The following is a 19,673-nucleotide window of genomic DNA, read 5'->3' as shown; positions in this document are numbered from 1 at the left end:
TCAACGGTTAGGTCAGCTGGTTATAAACCCTGGCGATGCGGCCGCTGCCGCTGACGTTGACCGGGGATTCGAAAGCCCCGATAAAGCAGGATTCGCCCGGTTTGAGCGTCAGGCGCTGCCCGGATTTTTCCAGCGTCGCTTCGCCGGCGACGCAGAACACGATGGCCGCGCTTCGCTGCGCCAGCGCCTGCGGTGCGGCGGTCAAATCGTGCAGCGAGAAGGCGAAATCCTCCACCGGGATCGGGAAGAACAGCTCGTTGCCGCGTTGCTCCGGCTGGGTCAGCAGGCCGGACGCCGGCTGTGGGCGGAACTGCAGGTTGGCCAGCAGCTCAGGCACGTCGATGAATTTCGGCGTCAGGCCCGCGCGCAGCACGTTATCCGAGTTGGCCATCACCTCCAGCGCCACCCCTTTCAGGTAGGCGTGCGGCGTTTCCGCGTACAGGAACATCGCTTCGCCCGGCGCGAGCTGCACCACGTTCAGCAGCAGCGGTGAGAACAGGCCGCTGTCGTCCGGATAAAAGCCGGCGATAAAGCGCACGGTATCCCAGGGCTCGCCCTGCTGGTTGTTGAGCGCGGCTTTCAGCACGCCGAGCGCCAGCGATTTTTGCTCGCCGCTCATGGTCAACAGGCTGGCGAACAGGGTGGACAGATGCGCGGTGTCCGGCTGCTGCAGGAAGGTGGCGATGTCGTGGTGCGCGCCGGCGATCGGCTGCAGCAGGGAAACGATATCGGTCAGTTCGCGAAAGCCGTTCATCGCCAGGAACGGCGTCAGGGCGAAGACCAGCTCGGGCTTGTGATTGGGGTCTTTGTAATTGCGTTCGGCGGCGCTCAGCGGGATGCCGGCAGCGTTCTCTTTCGCGAAGCCGATCTCGGCCGCCGCTTTGCTCGGGTGGACCTGGATCGACAGCGGTTGATCGGCGCACAGCACTTTAAACAGGAACGGCAACTCGCCAAAGCGGCTGGCGACGTCGGCGCCCAGTTGCTTTGGCTGGTCTTCATCGATCAGCTCGCGCAGCGAACGCAGTGCGCCATCGGCGCCCGGCACGCGGGAAGGGCTCTTGGGATGGGCGCCCATCCACAGTTCGGCCATCGGCTGATTATCGGGGTTGGCGATGCCGTAAAGACGGGTCAGCGCATCGTGGCTGCCCCAGGCGTAATTCTGTACCGCGTTGGTCATTTTTTGCATGTCGATAAACGTCCTTCTGCGTCATTGCCGCACTGCATAGCAATAACTCACTGATTTTATAAGATTAACTTAATCTATGCCGACGACCATCATACGCCCGCGTCGGCGGGAAAAATCATGGGCGCGATCAAAATAACGCCGGATAACGTCGCGCCCGGCAACGGGCCAAAGTATAACGTGATAACGATCGGCGCCTCAAATGGCGCACTGGGCCTCAAGGCGGCCGTCAAAAGCCGCTAATCGATTATTCTTTGGGGCAGTGGGGTTATTGCCGATAGCCCGGGCATCCTGCCTCATTATTTATTTTTCAGCATGTCAAAATATGTCGGCTGAATTTATTTTTTACCGTCTGAGCCATTCCCTTATTATTATTTTCGCGCTGCGCGGGGCGATCACACGCCGAGCTTAAACCGACGCGCCAGACCTCTTTACCGTAAGGGCTAACGAGTCGATTTAACGAAACCAGAGGTCTGTTGCATGAAAAAACTGTTGTTGCTGTTGGGGCTTTGCACCGGCGCAACCCAGGCGGCGGTGATTGTCACCTATCCTTACGCCGCGCCGCGCACCGTGGTGATCGCGCCGGCGCCGATCGTCGTTGCACCCGCGCCGGTCGTGCTTCCCGCCGCGATCGCGCCCGTGGCCCATCCGCTGGCGCTCACCGCCGGCGCGGTGGCGACCGGGGCCTATCGCCATAATGAACGGCAGGACGCCTACGACGAAATCAATCATCTGCAGCAGCAACGTATCGATGAGCTTAATCATTTACAGGCCCAGCGCATCAATAATTTTAATTCGCGTCATCCGCGTTAATCGTGACCCACGCTTGTATTCTCCGGGGCATGCCCGGCCGTTTATTTTGGCGCGGGTTAACCGGCGGCAAATAACCGCGTCATGAAGGAGTAAAAGAGATGAAACGTGCTGTGAGATAACTCTCTTAATGCGAATAGTTATTATGTCACTATACTGGGAGTGCGTGCCGACGGGGGGGAGCGCGTCGGCCTAACCCTACAATTTTAGGAATTATGCTAAGGAGACAATGATGGCAGGCGTTCGTATCGAAAAAGACTCTATGGGCCCCATCGAAGTACCGGCCGACAAGCTGTGGGGCGCGCAGACCCAGCGCTCGTTGGCGCATTTCCGCATTTCCTCCGAAAAGATGCCGACCGCGCTGATCCATGCGCTGGCGTTGACCAAGCGCGCCGCTGCGCAGGTGAACGTGGATCTGGGGCTGCTGCCGGCCGAGCGGGGCGCCGCCATCATCAACGCCGCCGACGAAGTGCTGGCGGACAGCCATGCCGATCAGTTCCCGCTGTCCATCTGGCAAACCGGTTCCGGTACCCAGACCAACATGAACATGAACGAAGTGTTGGCCAACCGCGCCAGCGAGCTGCTGGGCGGCGTGCGCGGTGAAGAGCGCAAGGTGCACCCGAACGACGACGTCAATAAAAGCCAGAGCTCCAACGACGTGTTTCCCACCGCGATGCACGTGGCGGCGGTGATTGCGCTGCGCGAGCACCTGATCCCCGAGCTGAAAGTGCTGCACAAGACGCTGAGCGACAAGGCCGAAGCCTACCGCGACATCGTCAAAATCGGCCGCACCCACCTGCAGGACGCCACGCCGCTGACCCTGGGGCAGGAGATCTCCGGCTGGGCGGCGATGCTGGCGCACAACCTGAAGCACATCGAAGACAGTATCCCGCACATCGCCGAGCTGGCGCTGGGCGGCACGGCGGTCGGCACCGGCCTGAACACCCATCCTGAGTACGCGGTGCGCGTGGCCAAAGCGCTGGCGGAGTTGACCCATCAGCCGTTCGTCACCGCCCCGAACAAGTTCGAAGCGCTGGCGACCTGCGACGCGCTGGTGCAAGGGCATGGCGCGCTGAAAGGGCTGGCGGCTTCACTGATGAAGATCGCCAACGACGTGCGCTGGCTGGCGTCCGGCCCGCGCTGCGGCATCGGCGAGATTTCGATCCCGGAGAACGAACCGGGCAGCTCCATCATGCCGGGCAAAGTTAACCCGACCCAGTGCGAGGCGATGACCATGCTGTGCGCCCAGGTGCTGGGCAATGACGTGGCGGTGAACATCGGCGGCGCTTCCGGCAACTTCGAGCTGAACGTGTTCCGCCCGATGGTGATCCACAACTACCTGCAGTCGATTCGCCTGCTGGCCGACGGCATGCAGGGCTTCAACGAGCACTGCGCGGTGGGCATCGAACCGAACCGCGATCGCATCACCCAGCTGCTGAACGAATCGCTGATGCTGGTGACGGCGCTCAACACCCACATCGGCTACGACAAGGCGGCGGAAATCGCCAAGAAAGCGCACAAGGAAGGGCTGACGCTGAAAGCCGCGGCGCTGAAGCTCGGCTACCTGACCGACGCGCAGTTCGACGAGTGGGTGCGGCCGGAAGCGATGGTCGGCAGCATGCAGAAATAATCACGTCATGTTCAAACGGGGCGCGTTTGCGCCCCGTCTTTTCAAGCCAATCTCTCCAGCACCGACAACAGCGCCTGCGGCTCCGGCCGCCGGGTGTAATCGGCGTGCGCTTCGGCATAGGCGATACGGCCATCGCGGGCGATGACGAACCGCGCCGGCAGCGGCAGCGTCCAGCTATCATCCTGGTTGAACTGCGCCAGATCGAGGCCGAGCCGCTGTTGATACAGGGCGATCAGCGCGTCCGGCAGGCGGTAACGCAGGCCGAATTGGGCCGCCAGACGGTTGCCGGCATCGCTGAGCAGCGCAAAGGTGAGATCGTGATCGTGCATGGCCTGGCGGTTATGCACCGCGCTCTGCGGCGAAACGGCCACGAGCTGCGCGCCGTACTGCGTGATGGCGGGCAATGCGGCCTGCAGGGCCTGCAGATCGAGCGTACAGTAGGGGCACCAGATCCCGCGATAGAAACTGACGACCAGCGGGCCCTTCGCCAACAGCGCCGCGGAGGAACATGGCCGGTTTTCGCCGTCCGACAGGGTAAAGCCGGGCGCGGCGTCGCCGACCTTAAGGGCGCGTTCGGCGATGCCGGCAGCGATCTGCGTTTGGATCGCCTTACGCATCAGCGCGTGCTCTTGTTCTGTGAGTGTGAACGGCAGTTGGCCGGATTCGAACTCCGCTTTGAAGGCATCGAGTTTGTCTTGCAGTGTCATGCGTTCTCCTGACGGGAATGAGGGTTGCGCTCATCTTGCCCATTCCTGAATGGCGCGTGTAGACTGCAATAAATGCTAACCGTTATTCCAGTAAGGAATGCTATGGGCAAGTTTGCCGATTACGAAACCTATGCCTGCGTTTACGAGAGCGGTTCCTTTACCGCAGCGGCGCGGCGGCTGCACGTGGGGCAGCCGGCGGTCTCGAAAGCGGTGGCGCGGCTGGAACAGCAGCTCGGCACACGCCTGATGCTGCGCTCGACCCACGGCCTGCAGCCGACGGATGCGGGGCAGCAGCTGTATCAACGCACTCGGCGTATCCTGAACGAGCTGGCGGAGACGGAAGCGCTGGTGCAGAACGCCGGCGAAATGCTGAGCGGCCGGCTGCGGGTCGCCTCGGCGGCGGTGTTCGCCCGCATCGTTCCCTTGCCTGATTTGACGGCGTTTATGCGCGCCAACCCGCGTTTGAGCGTCGATCTGCTGCTGGATGACGGCAACCTGTCGTTGATTGAAGAGGGCATCGATATTGCCCTGTGTATCGGCGAGCTGGAAGATTCCGGCTTTACCGCCCGTAAACTGGGTGAGGTAAAGCAATGTGTGATCGGCACGCCCGGCTATTTTGCCGCCGCCGGCATGCCGCAGCGGCCGGAAGATCTGTTGCAGCACGAGCTGGTGATTTACCACCGCCGTGGTGGCGGCGAGCACTGGCGCTTCAGCCGCGAAGGAGAACAGCGCGCGCTGCGGCTGCCGGGGCGCATGCGGGTCAATGCGGCGGAGTGCGTGCGCGAGCTGGTGTTGGCGGGATTCGGGCCCACTATCGCCAGCGAAGGCATGTTCCGCAGCGAGCTGCAAAGCGGGGCGGCGATCGCGGCATTAGCGGACTGGCAGCTGCCGCCGCTGGCGCTGTGGGCGGTGTTCCCCGGCGGTCATTTCGTCTCGGCCAAGGCGCGGGCCTTTGCCGACTTTGTCCAAACTGCGTTATGCAGGGAGCCGTGATATGTCGCGCGCACAACGTTTACTCGATCTGATGCAGCTGCTGCGCAGCCACCGTTATCCGGTGGCGGGCCATGCGCTGGCGCAAACGCTGGGCATCAGCATGCGCACGCTGTACCGCGATATCGCTACGCTGCAGCAGCAGGGGGCGGAGATCGTCGGCGAGGCGGGCGTCGGCTATGTGCTGCGGCCCGGCTTTATGCTGCCGCCGCTGATGTTCTCGCAGGCAGAGACAGAGGCGCTGGTGCTGGGGATGCGCTGGGTCAGCCGCCGCGGCGACAGCCAGCTGGCGAGTGCGGCGGGCCAGGCGCTGGCCAAGATCGCCGACGTGCTGCCGCCGGCGCTGCGGGAGGAGCTGGAGGCCAACACGCTGTTGATCGCGCCGGTTCAGGCGCCGCCGGTGGCGGATGCGATGCGGGTGCTGATCCGTGACACCATCCGCCGCGAGCGCAAGCTGCATATCGACTATCTCGATCTGGCGGGGCAGCGCAGCGAACGCCTGCTGTGGCCCTTTGCGCTGGGTTTTTTCGACCAGTTCCAGATGCTGGTTGCCTGGTGCGAGCTGCGCCAGGCGTTTCGCCATTTTCGCCTCGATCGCATTCAGGCCGCTACACCTTTGGAACAGCGCTATCCGCGCGGCCGGCGGCTGCTGCTGAAAGAGTGGCGCCTCAGCGAGGGCATTGCGGAGCAATAGCGGCACGCTGCTGCCATAAACTGTCAGTCGCACCCCTTAGTCTGTGCCTATCGGGAACCGGCCGGTTCCCATCACCCAGAGGACAGACCGATGACCCTTCCCAGCATGACCCTGCTTTACGTCGACAACCCGCTGAACAGCGCTGCCTTTTATCAACGTTTACTGGGACAGGCGCCGGTAGAGCTTTCCCCCGGCTTCGCCCTGTTCGTGCTCAACAACGGCTTCAAGCTGGGGATGTGGGCCAAACAGGGGGTAAAACCTACGGCGACCCTGACCGGCGGCGGCGGTGAACTGGGCTTTTTGTGCCAGGATCCGCAAGAGGTCGAGGCGCGCTATAACCAGTGGCGCGAACTCGGGCTGCCGATTGAGCAAACGCCGACCGAGATGGAGTTCGGTTACACCTTCGTGGCGCGAGATCCGGACGGCCATCGCCTGCGGGTGTATGCCCTCAGCGAGTAGCGTCGTCGGTATACAGGTGCAGGCGCGGCACCAGCAGCCGCAGCGGCCGGGCGTCGGGTTTGTAGCGGTGTTTCACCGCGTCGACGTCGTAGTTGAGCAGCTCGCCAATCTTCGGCACTGTGGCGCCGCTCTCGGCCTGACACAGGGCGATCAGCGGCAGCGGGCAGGGGTGTTGCACCTGTTTTTGCTGCTGCTGATACCACACCCGGGCGATTGGCTGCACTTTGACCGGCCGCTTGATTTTCAGCGTCGCGTGTTGCGGCAGGCGGCTGACGTCGTCTATCTCGCGGCTGACCAGGGCAGCCCACTGTTCACGGCTGTGCGGCGGCACTGCACGGCCGGCTTTCAGGCTTTTCTCCAGCTGCGCCAGGATGTCGTCCCGCTTGACGTTTTTGATGATGTGCTTGTTGGCCCAGCCGAAGCGCACGGAGTCGGGATTGGTCAGGGCGGTGAGGGTGCGATAGGCGCTGAGGGTAATCAGCCCGTGCAGATGGGTGTGCACGAACTCGAAACGCTGCTCCGGCGCCAGGCCGGAATCGACGGTGATAATCTGTTCCAGTTCGCCCTTCAGTCGGTTGATGAGCGCCAGCTGCGTTTGCAGCGCCTGATACTCCGGCTGTTCCACCGCCAGGCAGATGACGCCGGGCAGGCGCACGGCGGCCTTGCTGCTGACATTCTCCCGGTTATGGTGGATGAATAGCCGCTGATAATGCTCCAGCGCCAGATCGCGCGCTGCTTGCCCCACATGTTGTTCGACCGCGATATGCGAGATAGCCTGATGCTCCTGACCTTTTTCAACCTCCGGCAGGCTGAACACCCGCGCCGCCAGCAACCGCAGCGGGGCGATCTGCTGCTGCAGCGCGCCGAGCGCCTGCTCCAGCTCGGTAAAGCAGGCGTTCATCCGGCCAATTACATCGTATCTGCTCATCGCATGCTCCTATATTAGTTACAACATACTATAGAAGAGTGGCGGACTGGGGGCAACATCGGCCCCTGAGCCGACGGCAGCTTCACCGGCCACCCGGCTTACCAGCGGAAAATGCGCCATAGCGGCCTCTACGGCAGGGCACGTAATACACCCGGTATGCGTAGTGTTTTGATTCATTGATGGATTTTCTCCTGTTTGTTTGCGTTTTGTTTAATCCATTTTCCGATCGCCGTTGTCCAATCACTGGAACAAACAGAATGGCAGGACGCTATGAGCCCTTGGGGTTATCTTTTCTTCTGTCATTAACGGGTGCTTTAAACGGAGGTTCACTGTGGATATTAAACAGAAAGTCAAAAACATGACGCTGGAAGAGAAGATCGGGCAAAAAATCATGCTGGATTTTCGCTACTGGGATCGGAACGGTAGCAGCAATCAGGATATGACCGTCCCCGATGAAGCCATTGGCAAGCTGATCGCCGATAACCACGTGGGTGGGGTGATCCTGTTCGCCAATAATCTGAAAGACAAGCAGCAGATCAACACGTTGACGGCCTGGTATGCCGCGATGAAAACCCACGCGGGCATTCGTTTGTTTATTGGCACGGATAACGAAGGCGGTAACGTTTTCCGGCTGCCGCGCGGCGACTATGCCTCATTCCCCGGCAATATGGCGCTGGCGGCGGCGATTGAAGGGGGAGCGGATGAACAGCTCGCCGTTGAACAGGGCAAGCTGATGGCTCAGGATATGCGCGCGTTGCATATCAATACCAACTTTGCCCCGGTCGTGGATGTCAACACCAACCCGTTCAACCCGGTGATTAACGTTCGCGCCTTCAGCGATGATAAGAACACCGTTTCTCGTCTGGCAGAGAAAATGGTGGCGGGCATGAAACACCAGGGGCTGATCACCGCGTATAAGCACTTCCCCGGCCATGGCAGCACCTCCACCGACTCACATACCGGCCTGCCGCGCGTCGATCGCACGCGGGAAGAGGCCTTTGCCATCGATATCGCCCCTTACAAGCAGGCCATCGATCGCTGCGTGGCGCCGGACATGGTCATGACCGCGCATATTCAGTATCCGGCATTGGATAACCGCCAGATAGATACCCGCAGCGGTGAAAAAATCACGGTGCCGGCCACCATGTCGCATGAAATTCAGACCCAGATCCTGCGCAATGAATTGGGGTATGCGGGCGTAACGATTTCAGATGCGCTGGATATGGGCGCGATTGCCGAGCATTTCAGCCAGCAAGCAGCGGCTGAAAACGTCTTTGCCGCCGGGGTGGATATTGCTTTGATGCCTGTCAGCATCGCCTCGCCGGCCCAGGCGAGCCTGCTACCGGCGTTGATCCGGTACCTTGCGGACAGAGTGAAAACGGGGCATCTCAGCGAGGCCGATATCGATGCCTCGGTCGAGCGAATTTTGCGCCTGAAATTACGCCATAGCCTGATGGACCATAGCGATAGGCCGTGTTCCAACGACGTTGCGTCGTCAGCGCACAAGCTGGAAAAACGCATCGCCGATCGTTCCATTACCGTGGTGATCAACCGCCACAGCCTGTTGCCGTTAAAGGACAAGGCGCTGCGCTACTTTATTCTGACGCCGTGGGGCGAGCAAGCCAGCGGCATTGCGCGCGTGATGGCGCAGGAGGGGTATCAGAACGTCGTTGCCGCGAAGGAAACGGAGCTGAGCGACGCCCAGGTTAGGGAACATATTGCCGGCTGCGACGTGTTCTTGCTAGGAACCCTATCAACCCGCTTTACGCCGGCTGAACAGGATGGGGTCGTTACCTCCGCAACCGGAGCGAGCAATGACAGCAGCCCTTATCCGGGCTGGTTGAAATACGCCGCCGAGCAGGGGAAGAAACGCGTTCACCTCTCACTGCGCGCACCTTACGATATCGTGAACTATGCCGCCGAGGTGGAGGCGGCCGTCGCCACCTATTCCTATTACGGTTATGACAGCGGCGTGTGGCGTGGCCCTTCGATGGTCTCTTTGGCGCAGGTGCTGACGGGCAAAATCAAACCGCAGGGCAAACTGCCGGTCAATACCTGGCATGACTACGATGTGGAAACCAATACGGGCAAGGTGGCGTTCCCTCGCGGCACGGGGCTGAGCTGGTAATGGGATAAGGACACCGGCGTCGTCTGAACAGGGCGACGCCGGCAGCGAAATAGCACTGAGAAATCGGGCCGTTTCTTGTTCTGCACGCAACGACATGGGATAACCGTCACTCACGGAAGGAGAATCAGAATGCCGACAGGCGCAACAAAATTAGGCGGATGGCTGTTGATGGCCGCCATGCTGGGCGTGAGCGGGTGCGCCAAGCCGCCCGAACCGGAGAAGCCCCCGCAACCGACGCCGCCGATAACACCGATGCGGGGCATCTGGCTGGCCACGGTCATTGGCCTGGATTGGCCGCCGGCGGCCTCCCTGAAAGCGGAAACCGCGCAAGAGCGGGTTCGCCTGCAGAAACAGGGGCTGACGGACGCGCTGGACGAGATGGTGAAAACCGGGATTAACGCGGTGTATTTTCAGGTTAAACCGGACGGCACGGCCCTGTGGCGCTCAAACATCTTGCCCTGGTCAGAAGTCTTGACCGGCACCGTGGGCCAGGATCCGGGTTACGATCCGCTGGCCTTTATGCTGCAAGAAGCGCACCGCCGCGGCATCAAAGTGCATGCCTGGCTGAATCCCTATCGGGTTTCTATGAATACCCGCCCACAAACGATTGACGCACTTAATCATACGCTGCAGTCGCCGCCGGCCAGCGTCTATGCGCTGCATCCCGACTGGATTCGCACCGCCAACGAGCGCTTCGTGCTCGATCCCGGTCTGCCCGACGTGCGCAACTGGATCACCAGCGTGGTGACCGAAATTGTCAAAAACTATGAGGTCGACGGCATTCAGTTTGACGATTATTTCTATTACGAAACGCCGCAATCGCCGCTGGATGATGAACGAACGTATCGCGCATACGGCAAAGGGTTTGCAGACAAAGCCGCCTGGCGCAGGGACAACACGCTGCAATTGATAAAACAGGTTTCAGCCACCGTGCGAGCCTTGAAGCCCGCGGTGGCGTTTGGCGTCAGCCCGGCGGGCGTCTGGCGAAACCAGGCGGACGATCCTGCCGGCTCGGCGACGCGGGCCGGCGCGCCATCGTACGATACGGCCTATGCCGATACGCGCCAGTGGGTCAAACTGGGGCTGCTCGATTACATCGCGCCGCAGCTGTATTGGCCTTTTGATCGTGAAATTGTCCGCTACGACGTGCTGGCCAACTGGTGGGCCGAGGTGGTGAAAGGCACGCCGGTTCGGCTCTATGCCGGGGTGGCGTTGTATAAAGTGGGTACGCCTGCCGCCAGCGAGCCGGCCTGGACCGTCGACGGCGGCGTTCCCGAGCTGAAAAGGCAGCTGGATCTCAACGAGAGCCTGCCGGGAATGGGGGGAACCATTCTGTTCCGGCAACGTTATTTGACTGAGCCGCAAACGGACAAGGCGGTGGAGTACCTGCGCACCCGCTGGAAAACCGGCCAATAATCACAGGCACTGGCATGACGAGCCGCGGCAAACCACCGCGGCTTTTTCTTTTCAGAGGCGGGCCGCTTCCGGCAGGCGTTTCAGGTAATGCACCACCAGCAGCGCCAGCAGCAGCATCAGGCTGATGAACGCCGCCACGCCATTCCAGCCGAAGCTGTGCCAGAACACGCCGCCGAGGGTGCCGGCCACGCTGGATCCAACGTAATAGCAGAACAGATACAGCGACGACGCCTGGCCTTTGGCGCGGCGCGCACGGCGGCCGATCCAGCTGCTGGCCACCGAGTGGGCGGCGAAGAAACCGGCGGTGAACAGCATCATGCCGATAAAGATAGCCGGCACCTGCGGCAGCGCGGTAATCAGAATCCCGATCAGCATAATCACGATCGAGGCCAGCAGCACCGGGCCGCGCCCGAAGCGTGAGGTGAGCGCGCCGGCCTTGGGCGAGCTGTAGGAGCCGGTGAGGTATACCACCGACAGCAGGCCGACAATCGCCTGGCTCAGGTGGTAAGGATCTGCCAGCAGGCGATAGCCGATGTAGTTGAACAGGGTGACGAAGCTGCCCATCAGCAGGAACCCTTCCGCGAACAGCAGCGGCAGGCCCTTATCGTGCCAATGCAGCTTGAAGTTGATCAGCAGGGTGCGCGGGCGCAGCGAGCTGGCGCGAAAATGCCGCGAGGCGGGCAGGATGCGCCAGAACATGCAGGCGGCGGCGAGGGCGAACAGGCCGATGACCCCGAGCGATACGCGCCAGGAGAAGAAGTCGGTCAACACCCCGGTCACCAGGCGGCCGCTCATGCCGCCGATCGAGTTGCCGCTGATGTACAGCCCCATTGAGAAGGCGACGAAGCTGGGGTGGATCTCTTCGCTGAGGTAGGTCATGCCGACCGCCGCCACGCCGCTCAGCGACAGGCCGATCAGCGCGCGCATCAGCAAAATGCCGTGCCAGCTGGTCATAAAGGCGCAGATCAGCGTGCATACCGCCGCCAGTAGCAGCGCTACCACCATCACCGACTTGCGGCCAATGGCGTCGGACAGCGGCCCGGTGAACATCAGGCCGATCGCCAGCAGACCGGTGGAGACCGAAAGCGACAGGCTGCTTTCCGCCGGCGATACGCCGAAATCTTGTGACAGCACCGGCAGAATCGGTTGCACGCAGTAGAGCAGCGCGAAGGTCGCCAGCCCGGCGGAAAACAGCGCCAGCGTCACGCGCATAAACTGCGGCGTGCCGCGTTCGATATAGGGGAGTTTGTTGTTGAGGGTGGAGCGTTTTACTTTTGGCGCAGCGGCCGCGTCATCGTTGGCGGCCAGCGTCGACGGCATCGCGGCCGCAGAACGCACAGGGGTTGTCACAGCGTTTCCTTACCGAACTTCGGGGAGATAAACAGACACTTTACAGATAACAAAATGATAGGGAGTGGCGAGTTTTTTGTCTAATATATTAATAATTAAAATTAAGATGTTTTAAATATGAATATCGAACTGAGACACCTGCGTTACTTTATCGCCGTGGCGGAAGAGCTGCATTTTGGCCGCGCCGCCGAACGGCTGCGGATCTCCCAGCCGCCGCTCAGCCAGCAAATCCAGGCGTTGGAAGAGATGGTCGGCGCGCGGCTGCTGGCGCGCAACAACCGCAACGTCAGTTTGACCCAGGCCGGGGAGATGTTCCTCAAAGAAGCCTATCAGGTGCTCGATCAGGTCGGGCGGGCGGCGGAAAAGGCGGCGCGTCTGGATCGCGGCGAGCTGGGGGAAATGACCATCGGCTTTACCTCTTCCGCGCCCTTCATCGGCGTGGTGTCGCGCAGCCTGCGCGCTTTCCGTCAGCAGTCTCCGCAGGTGCATATCAAAATGCGCGAAATCAACACCAAACAGCAGATCGAGCCGTTGCTGAACGGTGAGCTGGATCTGGGGGTAATGCGCAACACGCGGCTGCCGGAGGCGCTCCACTACCAGCTACTGCTGCGTGAACCGCTGGTGGCGGTGGTGCCGGAAGGGCATCCGCTGGCGGAAACGCCCGGCGGCGCGCTGCGTTTCCAACATCTGGCGCAGGAGCCGTTCGTGTTCTTCTCGCGCGAAGTGGGCACCGCGCTGTACGACGAAATACTGCTGTTGCTCGGCAAGGCAGGCATTACCCCGTACATCACCCAGGAAGTGGGGGAAGCGATGACCATCATCGGGCTGGTCTCCGCCGGGTTAGGGGTGTCGATTCTGCCGGCCTCATTTGCCCGGGTGCGGGTGGACGGCGTGCGCTATTTGCCGCTGGCGGAGCCGGACGCCACCACCGAAGTGTGGCTGGTGCATCACCGCCGGCGGCCGCTGACCGCCGCCGCGCAGGCGCTGATGGCGTTGATGCTGAAATGACGTTGAGCTTGGGCAAATAAAAATCAATTCACGCTGAAATTGCGAGGAATTTGTGCAGCAAATCACATAACGAATCAAATAGTTGACGCTGTATGACAAAAGCCCCACCATAACCCCTAGTCTTTATTTAGAAGCGCGAAAAATAGTAGGAGCAGGTTTGTGATTGCGGTTGGGCAGCCTGGGCATATCGATCAAATCAAACAGACCAATGCGGGGGCGGTTTATCGGCTAATCGATCAACTGGGCCCGATTTCGCGCATCGAACTGTCAAAACGCGCGCAGCTGGCGCCCGCCAGCATCACCAAGATCGTGCGCGAACTGCTGGAAGCCCATCTGGTCAAGGAAACCGAGTACCAGGAAATCGGCAGCCGGGGCCGCCCGGCGGTGGGGCTGGTGCTGGACACCGAGGCCTGGCACTACCTTTCCGCCCGCATCAGCCGCGGCAGCATCACGCTGGCGCTGCGCGATCTCAGCAGCAAACTGGTGGTTGAGGAGCAGCTGCCGCTGGCGGCCGAACACCCTGAACCGTTGCTGAAACGCATCCTGACCGAAGTCGACCAATTCTTTATCCGCCACCAAAGCAAGCTGGAGCGGCTGACGGCGATCGCCATCACGCTGCCGGGCATGATCGACGTGCAGTCTGGCGTGGTGCATCGCATGCCGTTTTACGACGCGCTGGAGATGCCGCTCGGTCCGGCATTGGAAACCCGCACCGGCCTGCCGGTTTACCTGCAGCACGATATCAGCGCCTGGACCATGGCCGAGGCGCTGTACGGCGCCTCGCGCGGCAGCCAGAACGTCATTCAGGTGGTGATCGATCACAACGTCGGTGCCGGGGTGATCACCGGTGGCCATGTGCTGCACGCCGGCAGCCACAGCGTGGTGGAGATCGGCCACACCCAGGTCGATCCCTACGGCAAACGCTGCTACTGCGGCAACCACGGCTGTCTCGAAACCGTGGCCAGCATCGAAAACATGCTGGAGATCGCCCAGCAGCGGCTGAGCGGCTCGATGAGCTCCAGCCTGCACGGCGCGCCGCTGACCGTCGAATCGCTGTGCGACGCCGCGCTGGCGGGCGATCAGCTGGCGCGGGACATCATTCTCGGCGTTGGGCACAGCGTGGGGCGCATTCTGGCAATCATGGTCAATCTGTTCAATCCGGAGAAGATCCTGGTGGGCTCGCCGCTCAACCGCGCGGCGGAGATCCTGCACCCGGCCATCGTCTCCTGCATTCGCCAGCAGGCGCTGCCGGCCTACAGCGAGCAGGTCAAGGTCGAATCCACGCAGTTCTTCAATCAGGGCACCATGCCCGGCGCGGCGCTGGTGAAAGAGGCGCTGTACAACGGTTCGTTGCTGGTACAGCTGCTGCAGGGCTAACATCAGAACTTCTTATTAATTCCGCAAAAGATTGAGCTACCTCAAGCCCCTATGGGGGCGCATCCCCTAGAATTTTTCCGAAAGACTTCTTCGCCGCCGATGCGGCGACACATTGTTAACGGGGCATTCTGGGGCATTTTATTCATGTTGAAGCGTTTATTTGTGACAGGCACGGATACCGACGTCGGTAAAACCGTGGTTTCCCGCGGGTTGATGCAGGCGCTGGCCGCCGAGGGCCGTTCGGTGGCCGGCTACAAGCCGATCGCCGCACGCTGCCAGGAAACCAGCGAGGGCATCCGCAATAAAGACGCTTTGGTGTTGCAGGCATCGTCAACCCTGCCGCTGTCCTACGAGGAGATCAATCCCATCACCTGCCTGGATGAGGTGTTTCACGCGCATGCGACCGAGGACATCAACTATGGCGTGATGAGCAGCGGTCTGCGGGATCTGTCCGCCAAAGCCGACACGGTGGTGGTGGAAGGCAGCGGCGGTTGGCGGGTGCTGATGAACGATCTGCGGCCTTACGCCGAGTGGGTGGTGCAGGAACAGCTGCCGGTGGTGCTGGTGGTGGGCATCAAGCTGGGCTGCGTCAGCCACGCACTGCTGACCGCGCAGTCGATCATCAACGACGGCCTGCCGCTGTTGGGTTGGGTGGCCAACCGCATCAACCCGGGGTTGGCGCACTATGCCGAAACCATCGCGGCGCTGCAGCAGCGCATTCCCGCGCCGCTGCTGGGTGAGATTCCCTATTTGCCACGCGCAGAGCAGCGCGAGCTGGCGCACTACCTCGATATTTCCACGCTGCTGTAAGCTCGCTCAAGCGCACAGCGCCGCCAACAGCCGGGCGGCAATCAGCAGGCCCAGCCCATACACCGTGTGGGTGAGCAGGCTAAGGAGCCGCGCTTTTCGCGGGTAGGCGGTTTTCGCCGCCGCCACGCCAAAGCCCAGCGCGGGCTGCATCACCAGAAACGGCGCCGCCAGGCTCAGCCAGCCGCTCAACAGCGCGATGAGCGGCTCCGGCGCCGCATACCACCCGATGCCCGCCAAACCGATCGGGATAAAGGCAAACGCGATGCCGATGGCGTAATGCAATATCCAGCCGATTTCTCTCTCCCCCCGGCGCGGCGGCGCCGTAACGATGGTGGCGTGAAACCAGCGGCCGTCGAACATGCCGAGAAACCAGCGGCCCACCAGCGCATAATTGAGGGAAGGGATGCCGAAGCGCCGCCTCAGCAGCAGTGCCCACAGATCCATGCAGAGGGTGGCGCCAACGCCGGTTAACAGGATGCGCACTAACAGATCGGGGGTCATAGGGGTGTCCTTGGCTCAGTGACGTGATAATGTGCGCACAGTGTGCAACTTAAAGTCGGCTTCAAGTCAATGGCAAAAGAACTGGATATCGGCGCGGTGGCGCGCCTGAGTGGGATCGCGCCTTCCGCGCTGCGGCATTACGAGAAGAAAGGGCTGATCGCGTCGATAGGCCGCCACGGTTTGCGTCGCCAATACGCCGCCGGCGTGCTTGACCAACTGCGGCTGATCGCGCTGGCGCGCCTGGCCGGTTTTACGCTGGACGAGATGAGCGCCTTGTTTGACGAACGGGGCAGGATAGCGCTCGATCGCGGGCTGCTGGCGGCGCGGGCGGATGAGCTGGATCGCCATATCCAGCGCCTGGTGCAGGTGCGCGACGGGCTGCGCCACCTGGTCGATTGCCCTGAACCCGAGCACCTGCAGTGCCCGCAGTTCAGGAAAATCCTGCAGCAGGGCGAGTTCTAAGCCTCGCGTTTGGGCGGCGGCGCCGAATGATACACCGACACCGGCCGCAGGCCGCGCGACACGGTGGTGGCGATCACGCACGAAAGCAGAATGCCGGGCAGCAGCGCGTATTCGCCGGTCATTTCAAATACCATCAGCGCCGCCATGATCGGCGCATGGGTGGTGGCGGCCAGCAGGGTAGCCATGCCGGTCAGCGCCAGCAGCAGCGGCACCGCCGTATCCATGCCCGGCCACAGGCCAAACAGCTGACCGATGATCGAACCGAGCGCGGCGCCGACGAACAGCGTCGGGGTGAAGACCCCGCCCGGCGCGCCCGACCCGCTGCTGGCGAGGATCGCCAACAGTTTGCACACCAGGATCGCCCCCAGCAGCAGCACCCCCGGCGGCGCGATCAGCAGCGCCTGCACCACGCTGTAACCGTTGCCCCATACCTGCGGGAACAGCAGCGAAAGCAGCCCGACGATCAGGCCGCCCAGCGCCAGCTGCAACGGCGGTTTCAATCTCAGCGAGCGGAAGGCATGGCCGGTGGCGGTCATCAGCCATAAAAACAGCGGCCCGCCGGCGCCGGCCACCACGCCGACCAGCGCCATCAGCAGGTATTGCGTCGGCAAGGGAGCCGCGAGCGGCGTCACCAGATAGAGCGGCGCCTGGCCGCCGTTGAGCAGGTTGGTCATCAGCAGGGCGCTGACCGCGGCGATCACCACCGGGCCGAGCGAGGCCAGCATCAGGGTGCCGAACAGGATCTCGGCGATAAACAGGCTGCCCGCCAGCGGCGCATGATAGGCGCTGGCCATCCCGGCGGCGGCGGCGCAGGCCACCCACAGTTTCCACTCTTTCTCGTGCGTAAAGCGCTGAGCGAACAGCGAGCCCACCAGCGCTGCCAGCAGGATCATCGCGCCTTCGCGGCCGATGGCGCTGCCGCTCGACACCACCAGCAGCGACGCCAGGCACTTCACCAGGCTGGCGCCGGTGTCCAGCTTGCCGTTGCCGGTCTCGATCGCTTCCATATAGTCGGTGGGCGCCGCCGGGCGCTGGTGGCGGTAGCGCTGGTGAATATACAGCAGCAGGCCTGCCGCCAGGCCGCCCAGCGCCGGAGTGAGGGCGCGCCGCCAGCCGGGCAGCGCGGCGGCGGCGGCCACCAGGCTGCCGTCGGCATTGCCGAGCAGCAGCCACTCGAGGCCAATCATCGAACGGTGGAACAGCCACACCGCCAGAGCGGCGGCGACGCCGATGAACACGGCGATAAACAGGCTGCGCAACAGGGCGCGATAGTGGTGCAGGTGGACCAATCTTTTCATGCGTGGGCGGCGTCGTGAGAAAAATCAAAGGGTCATCAGCGCATTGTGCTTGGCGCTCCGGCCGATGACCAGTGAATCTTTAGCAAACTGCGGCGTGGGCGGGGCGGTGAGCGCCCCTGAGTGAGTTATTGCGGCGTCAGCACCCGGCGCGTGCGGCCGGAGCTGAGGTAGTCGGCGATGTAATCCTGCGAGATTTCGCCGCTGTAGCGGCCGTCTTCATCGACGATCGGCATCCAGGAGGTGTTGTGCTCGTACAGTTTCGACAGCACCACGCGCAGGTTCTCCTCCGCACGCGCGGTGACGCGGAAACGGTGCAGGCTGTCGGCGCAGACGCCCGGTGCGCCGCGCGCTTCACGGCGTTTGACGTACCCTAGCGGCTTGCCGTCGGCGTCCACCACCGTCACCGAGCGGGCGTCGATATCGTCCATCAGCCCGAACGCTTCCACTAGCGGCGTCTCCCGCCGCACCGTCACCGTTTCCTGTTGATCGGCCACGTCGCCGGCCTGCACCAGCAGCAGGCGCTTCAGCGTGCGGTCCTGGCCGACAAAGGAGGCGACGAACTCGTTCGCCGGCCGCGCCAGCAGCTCATCGGCGCTGGCGTTCTGTACGATTTTGCCCTGGCGGAACACCGCGATGCGATCGCCGAGCTTCAGTGCTTCATCGATGTCGTGGCTCACCAGCATCACGGTCTTTTTCAGCTGGCGCTGCATGTCGAGAAACTCGTTCTGGATGGTTTCGCGGTTGATCGGGTCCACCGCGCCGAAGGGTTCATCCATCAGCAGCACCGGAGGATCGGCCGCCAGCGCTCGGATCACGCCGATGCGCTGCTGCTGCCCGCCGGACATCTCTTTCGGGTAGCGGTGCAAAAAGCGCTTGGGATCCAGCGCCACCATGCTCATCAGCTCCTCGGCGCGATCGTGGCAGCGTTTTTTGTCCCAGCCCAGCATGCGCGGCACCACGGTGATGTTCTCTTCGATGGTCATGTTGGGGAACAGACCGATCTGCTGGATGACGTAGCCGATTTTGCGGCGCAGGCTGACGGTATCCAGTGCGCTGGTGTCTTCACCGTTGATCAGAATGGTGCCGCCGGTGGGTTCGATCAGGCGGTTGATCATCTTCAGCGTGGTGGTTTTGCCGCAGCCGGAAGGGCCGAGCAGCACGCAGATTTCGCCTTCCGGTACGTCCAGATTGATGTTGTCGACGGCGTTGAACGGCGTGCCGTTCTTCTGCATGAACTGTTTGGTCAGATTTTCCAATTTAATCATGAGCGGATCCCCTTGGGCGTAAGCGCAATTTGCAAGCGGTGCAATAACCAATCGAGGACGATCGCCAGCAGGCTGATCATCACGGCGCCGGTAATCAACTGGCGGATGTCGCTGCTGCTGATGCCGTTGAGCAGCAGCAGGCCGAGGCCGCCGGCGCCGATCACTGCGGCGATCGCCATCACGCCGATATTCATCACCACGGCGGTACGAATGCCGCCGAAAATCACCGGCAGCGCCACCGGGATCTCTACCCAGCGCAGGCGTTGCCAGAACGTCATGCCGATGCCGCGGCCGGCTTCGCGCAGCCCGCCGGGCAGATTGTCGAGCGCGGTGTGGGTGTTGCGCACGATCGGCAGCAGCGAATAAAGGAACACCGCGGTGATCGCCGGCACGTAGCCGATGCCGTGGCCGATTAAGGAAAACAGCGGGATCATCAGCCCGAACAGGGCGATGGAGGGCACGGTCAGCACCAGCGTGGCCAGGCTCAGCACCGGCGTCGCCAGCCATTTGTGGCGGACGATCAGCACGCCGAGCGGCACGCCGATCAGGATCGCCAGGCCGACGGCGACGCCGACCAGCAGCAGGTGCTCCAGCGTCAATCCAGCGATATAGGCCCAGTTTTGCCAGGCGTAAAGTACAGTATTCATCACATGCCTC

The 19,673-nt window shown here is 62.1% G+C and carries 20 protein-coding genes; 12 read left to right on the top strand and 8 right to left on the bottom strand.

Annotated features, from left to right (window positions below):
- Positions 1-7: 7 nt before the first annotated feature.
- A complete protein-coding gene (manA, locus tag AWX27_RS01985) occupies positions 8-1,186 on the bottom strand; it encodes a mannose-6-phosphate isomerase (protein WP_060419119.1) in 1,179 nt (392 codons plus the stop codon).
- Between the two features lie 117 nt (positions 1,187-1,303).
- Here manA and AWX27_RS25405 point away from each other — a divergent pair, with 117 nt between their 5' ends.
- The 3 genes from AWX27_RS25405 to fumC all read left to right on the top strand — a co-directional run bounded on the left by AWX27_RS25405 (position 1,304) and on the right by fumC (position 3,623).
- Positions 1,304-1,426 carry a hypothetical protein gene (locus AWX27_RS25405; protein WP_255359321.1) on the top strand — a complete coding sequence of 41 codons (123 nt, stop codon included), beginning with the start codon at positions 1,304-1,306 and terminating at the stop codon, positions 1,424-1,426.
- 237 nt (positions 1,427-1,663) lie between these two features.
- The gene (locus AWX27_RS01980) at positions 1,664-1,996 is read left to right on the top strand and encodes a hypothetical protein (RefSeq protein ID WP_060419117.1); all 333 of its coding nucleotides are present in this window, start codon (positions 1,664-1,666) and stop codon (positions 1,994-1,996) included.
- A gap of 229 nt (positions 1,997-2,225) precedes the next feature.
- Entirely contained in the window at positions 2,226-3,623 is a 1,398-nt protein-coding gene (fumC, locus tag AWX27_RS01975; RefSeq protein WP_060419115.1) for a class II fumarate hydratase, read from the top strand.
- A gap of 41 nt (positions 3,624-3,664) precedes the next feature.
- On the opposite strand, the gene AWX27_RS01970 is transcribed toward fumC, so the two are convergent.
- Positions 3,665-4,330, bottom strand: a complete 666-nt coding sequence (locus AWX27_RS01970) for a peroxiredoxin-like family protein (protein ID WP_060419113.1) — start codon at positions 4,328-4,330, stop codon at positions 3,665-3,667.
- Positions 4,331-4,432: 102 nt separating this feature from the next.
- Between AWX27_RS01970 and AWX27_RS01965 the strand changes: the two genes are divergently transcribed.
- The 3 genes from AWX27_RS01965 to AWX27_RS01955 all read left to right on the top strand — a co-directional run bounded on the left by AWX27_RS01965 (position 4,433) and on the right by AWX27_RS01955 (position 6,473).
- A complete protein-coding gene (locus tag AWX27_RS01965; RefSeq protein ID WP_060419111.1) occupies positions 4,433-5,323 on the top strand; it encodes a LysR family transcriptional regulator in 891 nt (296 codons plus the stop codon).
- 1 nt (position 5,324) lies between these two features.
- On the top strand, positions 5,325-6,014 hold the full coding sequence (locus AWX27_RS01960; RefSeq protein ID WP_060419108.1) for a helix-turn-helix transcriptional regulator: 690 nt from the start codon (positions 5,325-5,327) through the stop codon (positions 6,012-6,014).
- A 90-nt stretch (positions 6,015-6,104) separates the two neighbouring features.
- Entirely contained in the window at positions 6,105-6,473 is a 369-nt protein-coding gene (locus AWX27_RS01955; protein WP_060419106.1) for a VOC family protein, read from the top strand.
- Here AWX27_RS01955 and tus read toward each other — a convergent pair.
- Positions 6,463-7,401: a DNA replication terminus site-binding protein gene (tus, locus tag AWX27_RS01950; protein ID WP_038873930.1), complete on the bottom strand. Its 939-nt coding sequence runs from the start codon at positions 7,399-7,401 to the stop codon at positions 6,463-6,465. The two genes, AWX27_RS01955 and tus, sit on opposite strands and share 11 nt — an antisense overlap.
- A 331-nt stretch (positions 7,402-7,732) precedes the next feature.
- Here tus and AWX27_RS01945 point away from each other — a divergent pair, with 331 nt between their 5' ends.
- Complete coding sequence (locus AWX27_RS01945) at positions 7,733-9,529, top strand: glycoside hydrolase family 3 protein (protein ID WP_060419105.1); 1,797 nt, start codon at positions 7,733-7,735, stop codon at positions 9,527-9,529.
- A gap of 129 nt (positions 9,530-9,658) precedes the next feature.
- A complete protein-coding gene (locus AWX27_RS01940) occupies positions 9,659-10,945 on the top strand; it encodes a glycoside hydrolase family 10-like protein (protein WP_060419103.1) in 1,287 nt (428 codons plus the stop codon).
- A 51-nt stretch (positions 10,946-10,996) separates the two neighbouring features.
- Here the strand turns inward: AWX27_RS01940 and AWX27_RS01935 are convergent, their stop codons facing one another.
- Positions 10,997-12,265, bottom strand: a complete 1,269-nt coding sequence (locus AWX27_RS01935) for an MFS transporter (protein ID WP_031300458.1) — start codon at positions 12,263-12,265, stop codon at positions 10,997-10,999.
- A gap of 147 nt (positions 12,266-12,412) precedes the next feature.
- Between AWX27_RS01935 and AWX27_RS01930 the strand changes: the two genes are divergently transcribed.
- The 3 genes from AWX27_RS01930 to bioD all read left to right on the top strand — a co-directional run bounded on the left by AWX27_RS01930 (position 12,413) and on the right by bioD (position 15,490).
- A complete protein-coding gene (locus tag AWX27_RS01930) occupies positions 12,413-13,303 on the top strand; it encodes a LysR family transcriptional regulator (protein WP_047727629.1) in 891 nt (296 codons plus the stop codon).
- Positions 13,304-13,462: 159 nt separating this feature from the next.
- Positions 13,463-14,680, top strand: coding sequence for a sugar metabolism global transcriptional regulator Mlc (locus AWX27_RS01925; protein ID WP_060419101.1), 1,218 nt, complete (start codon positions 13,463-13,465; stop codon positions 14,678-14,680).
- Between the two features lie 144 nt (positions 14,681-14,824).
- Positions 14,825-15,490, top strand: a complete 666-nt coding sequence (bioD, locus tag AWX27_RS01920) for a dethiobiotin synthase (protein ID WP_049199186.1) — start codon at positions 14,825-14,827, stop codon at positions 15,488-15,490.
- A gap of 6 nt (positions 15,491-15,496) precedes the next feature.
- On the opposite strand, the gene AWX27_RS01915 is transcribed toward bioD, so the two are convergent.
- The gene (locus AWX27_RS01915) at positions 15,497-15,991 is read right to left on the bottom strand and encodes a DUF2938 family protein (protein WP_060419099.1); all 495 of its coding nucleotides are present in this window, start codon (positions 15,989-15,991) and stop codon (positions 15,497-15,499) included.
- A gap of 69 nt (positions 15,992-16,060) precedes the next feature.
- On the opposite strand from AWX27_RS01915, the gene AWX27_RS01910 reads away from it, so the two are divergent.
- The gene (locus AWX27_RS01910) at positions 16,061-16,453 is read left to right on the top strand and encodes a helix-turn-helix domain-containing protein (protein ID WP_060419097.1); all 393 of its coding nucleotides are present in this window, start codon (positions 16,061-16,063) and stop codon (positions 16,451-16,453) included.
- On the opposite strand, the gene clcB is transcribed toward AWX27_RS01910, so the two are convergent.
- The 3 genes from clcB to osmW form a co-directional block, all read right to left on the bottom strand.
- Entirely contained in the window at positions 16,450-17,751 is a 1,302-nt protein-coding gene (clcB, locus tag AWX27_RS01905; RefSeq protein WP_038873948.1) for a voltage-gated ClC-type chloride channel ClcB, read from the bottom strand. The two genes, AWX27_RS01910 and clcB, sit on opposite strands and share 4 nt — an antisense overlap.
- A 125-nt stretch (positions 17,752-17,876) precedes the next feature.
- Entirely contained in the window at positions 17,877-19,016 is a 1,140-nt protein-coding gene (osmV, locus tag AWX27_RS01900) for an osmoprotectant ABC transporter ATP-binding protein OsmV (protein ID WP_060419095.1), read from the bottom strand.
- Positions 19,013-19,663 (bottom strand): osmoprotectant ABC transporter permease OsmW, encoded by a 651-nt coding sequence (gene osmW / locus AWX27_RS01895; protein WP_049199194.1) that lies wholly within the window; start codon positions 19,661-19,663, stop codon positions 19,013-19,015. The genes osmV and osmW overlap by 4 nt, the downstream gene beginning before the upstream one ends.
- Positions 19,664-19,673: the final 10 nt, after the last annotated feature.

The organism is Serratia sp. 2880STDY5682894, assembly GCF_001537385.1.
Taxonomy (GTDB): Bacteria; Pseudomonadota; Gammaproteobacteria; order Enterobacterales; family Enterobacteriaceae; genus Serratia; species Serratia nevei.
This window is presented reverse-complemented; position numbering and strand designations above follow the sequence as displayed.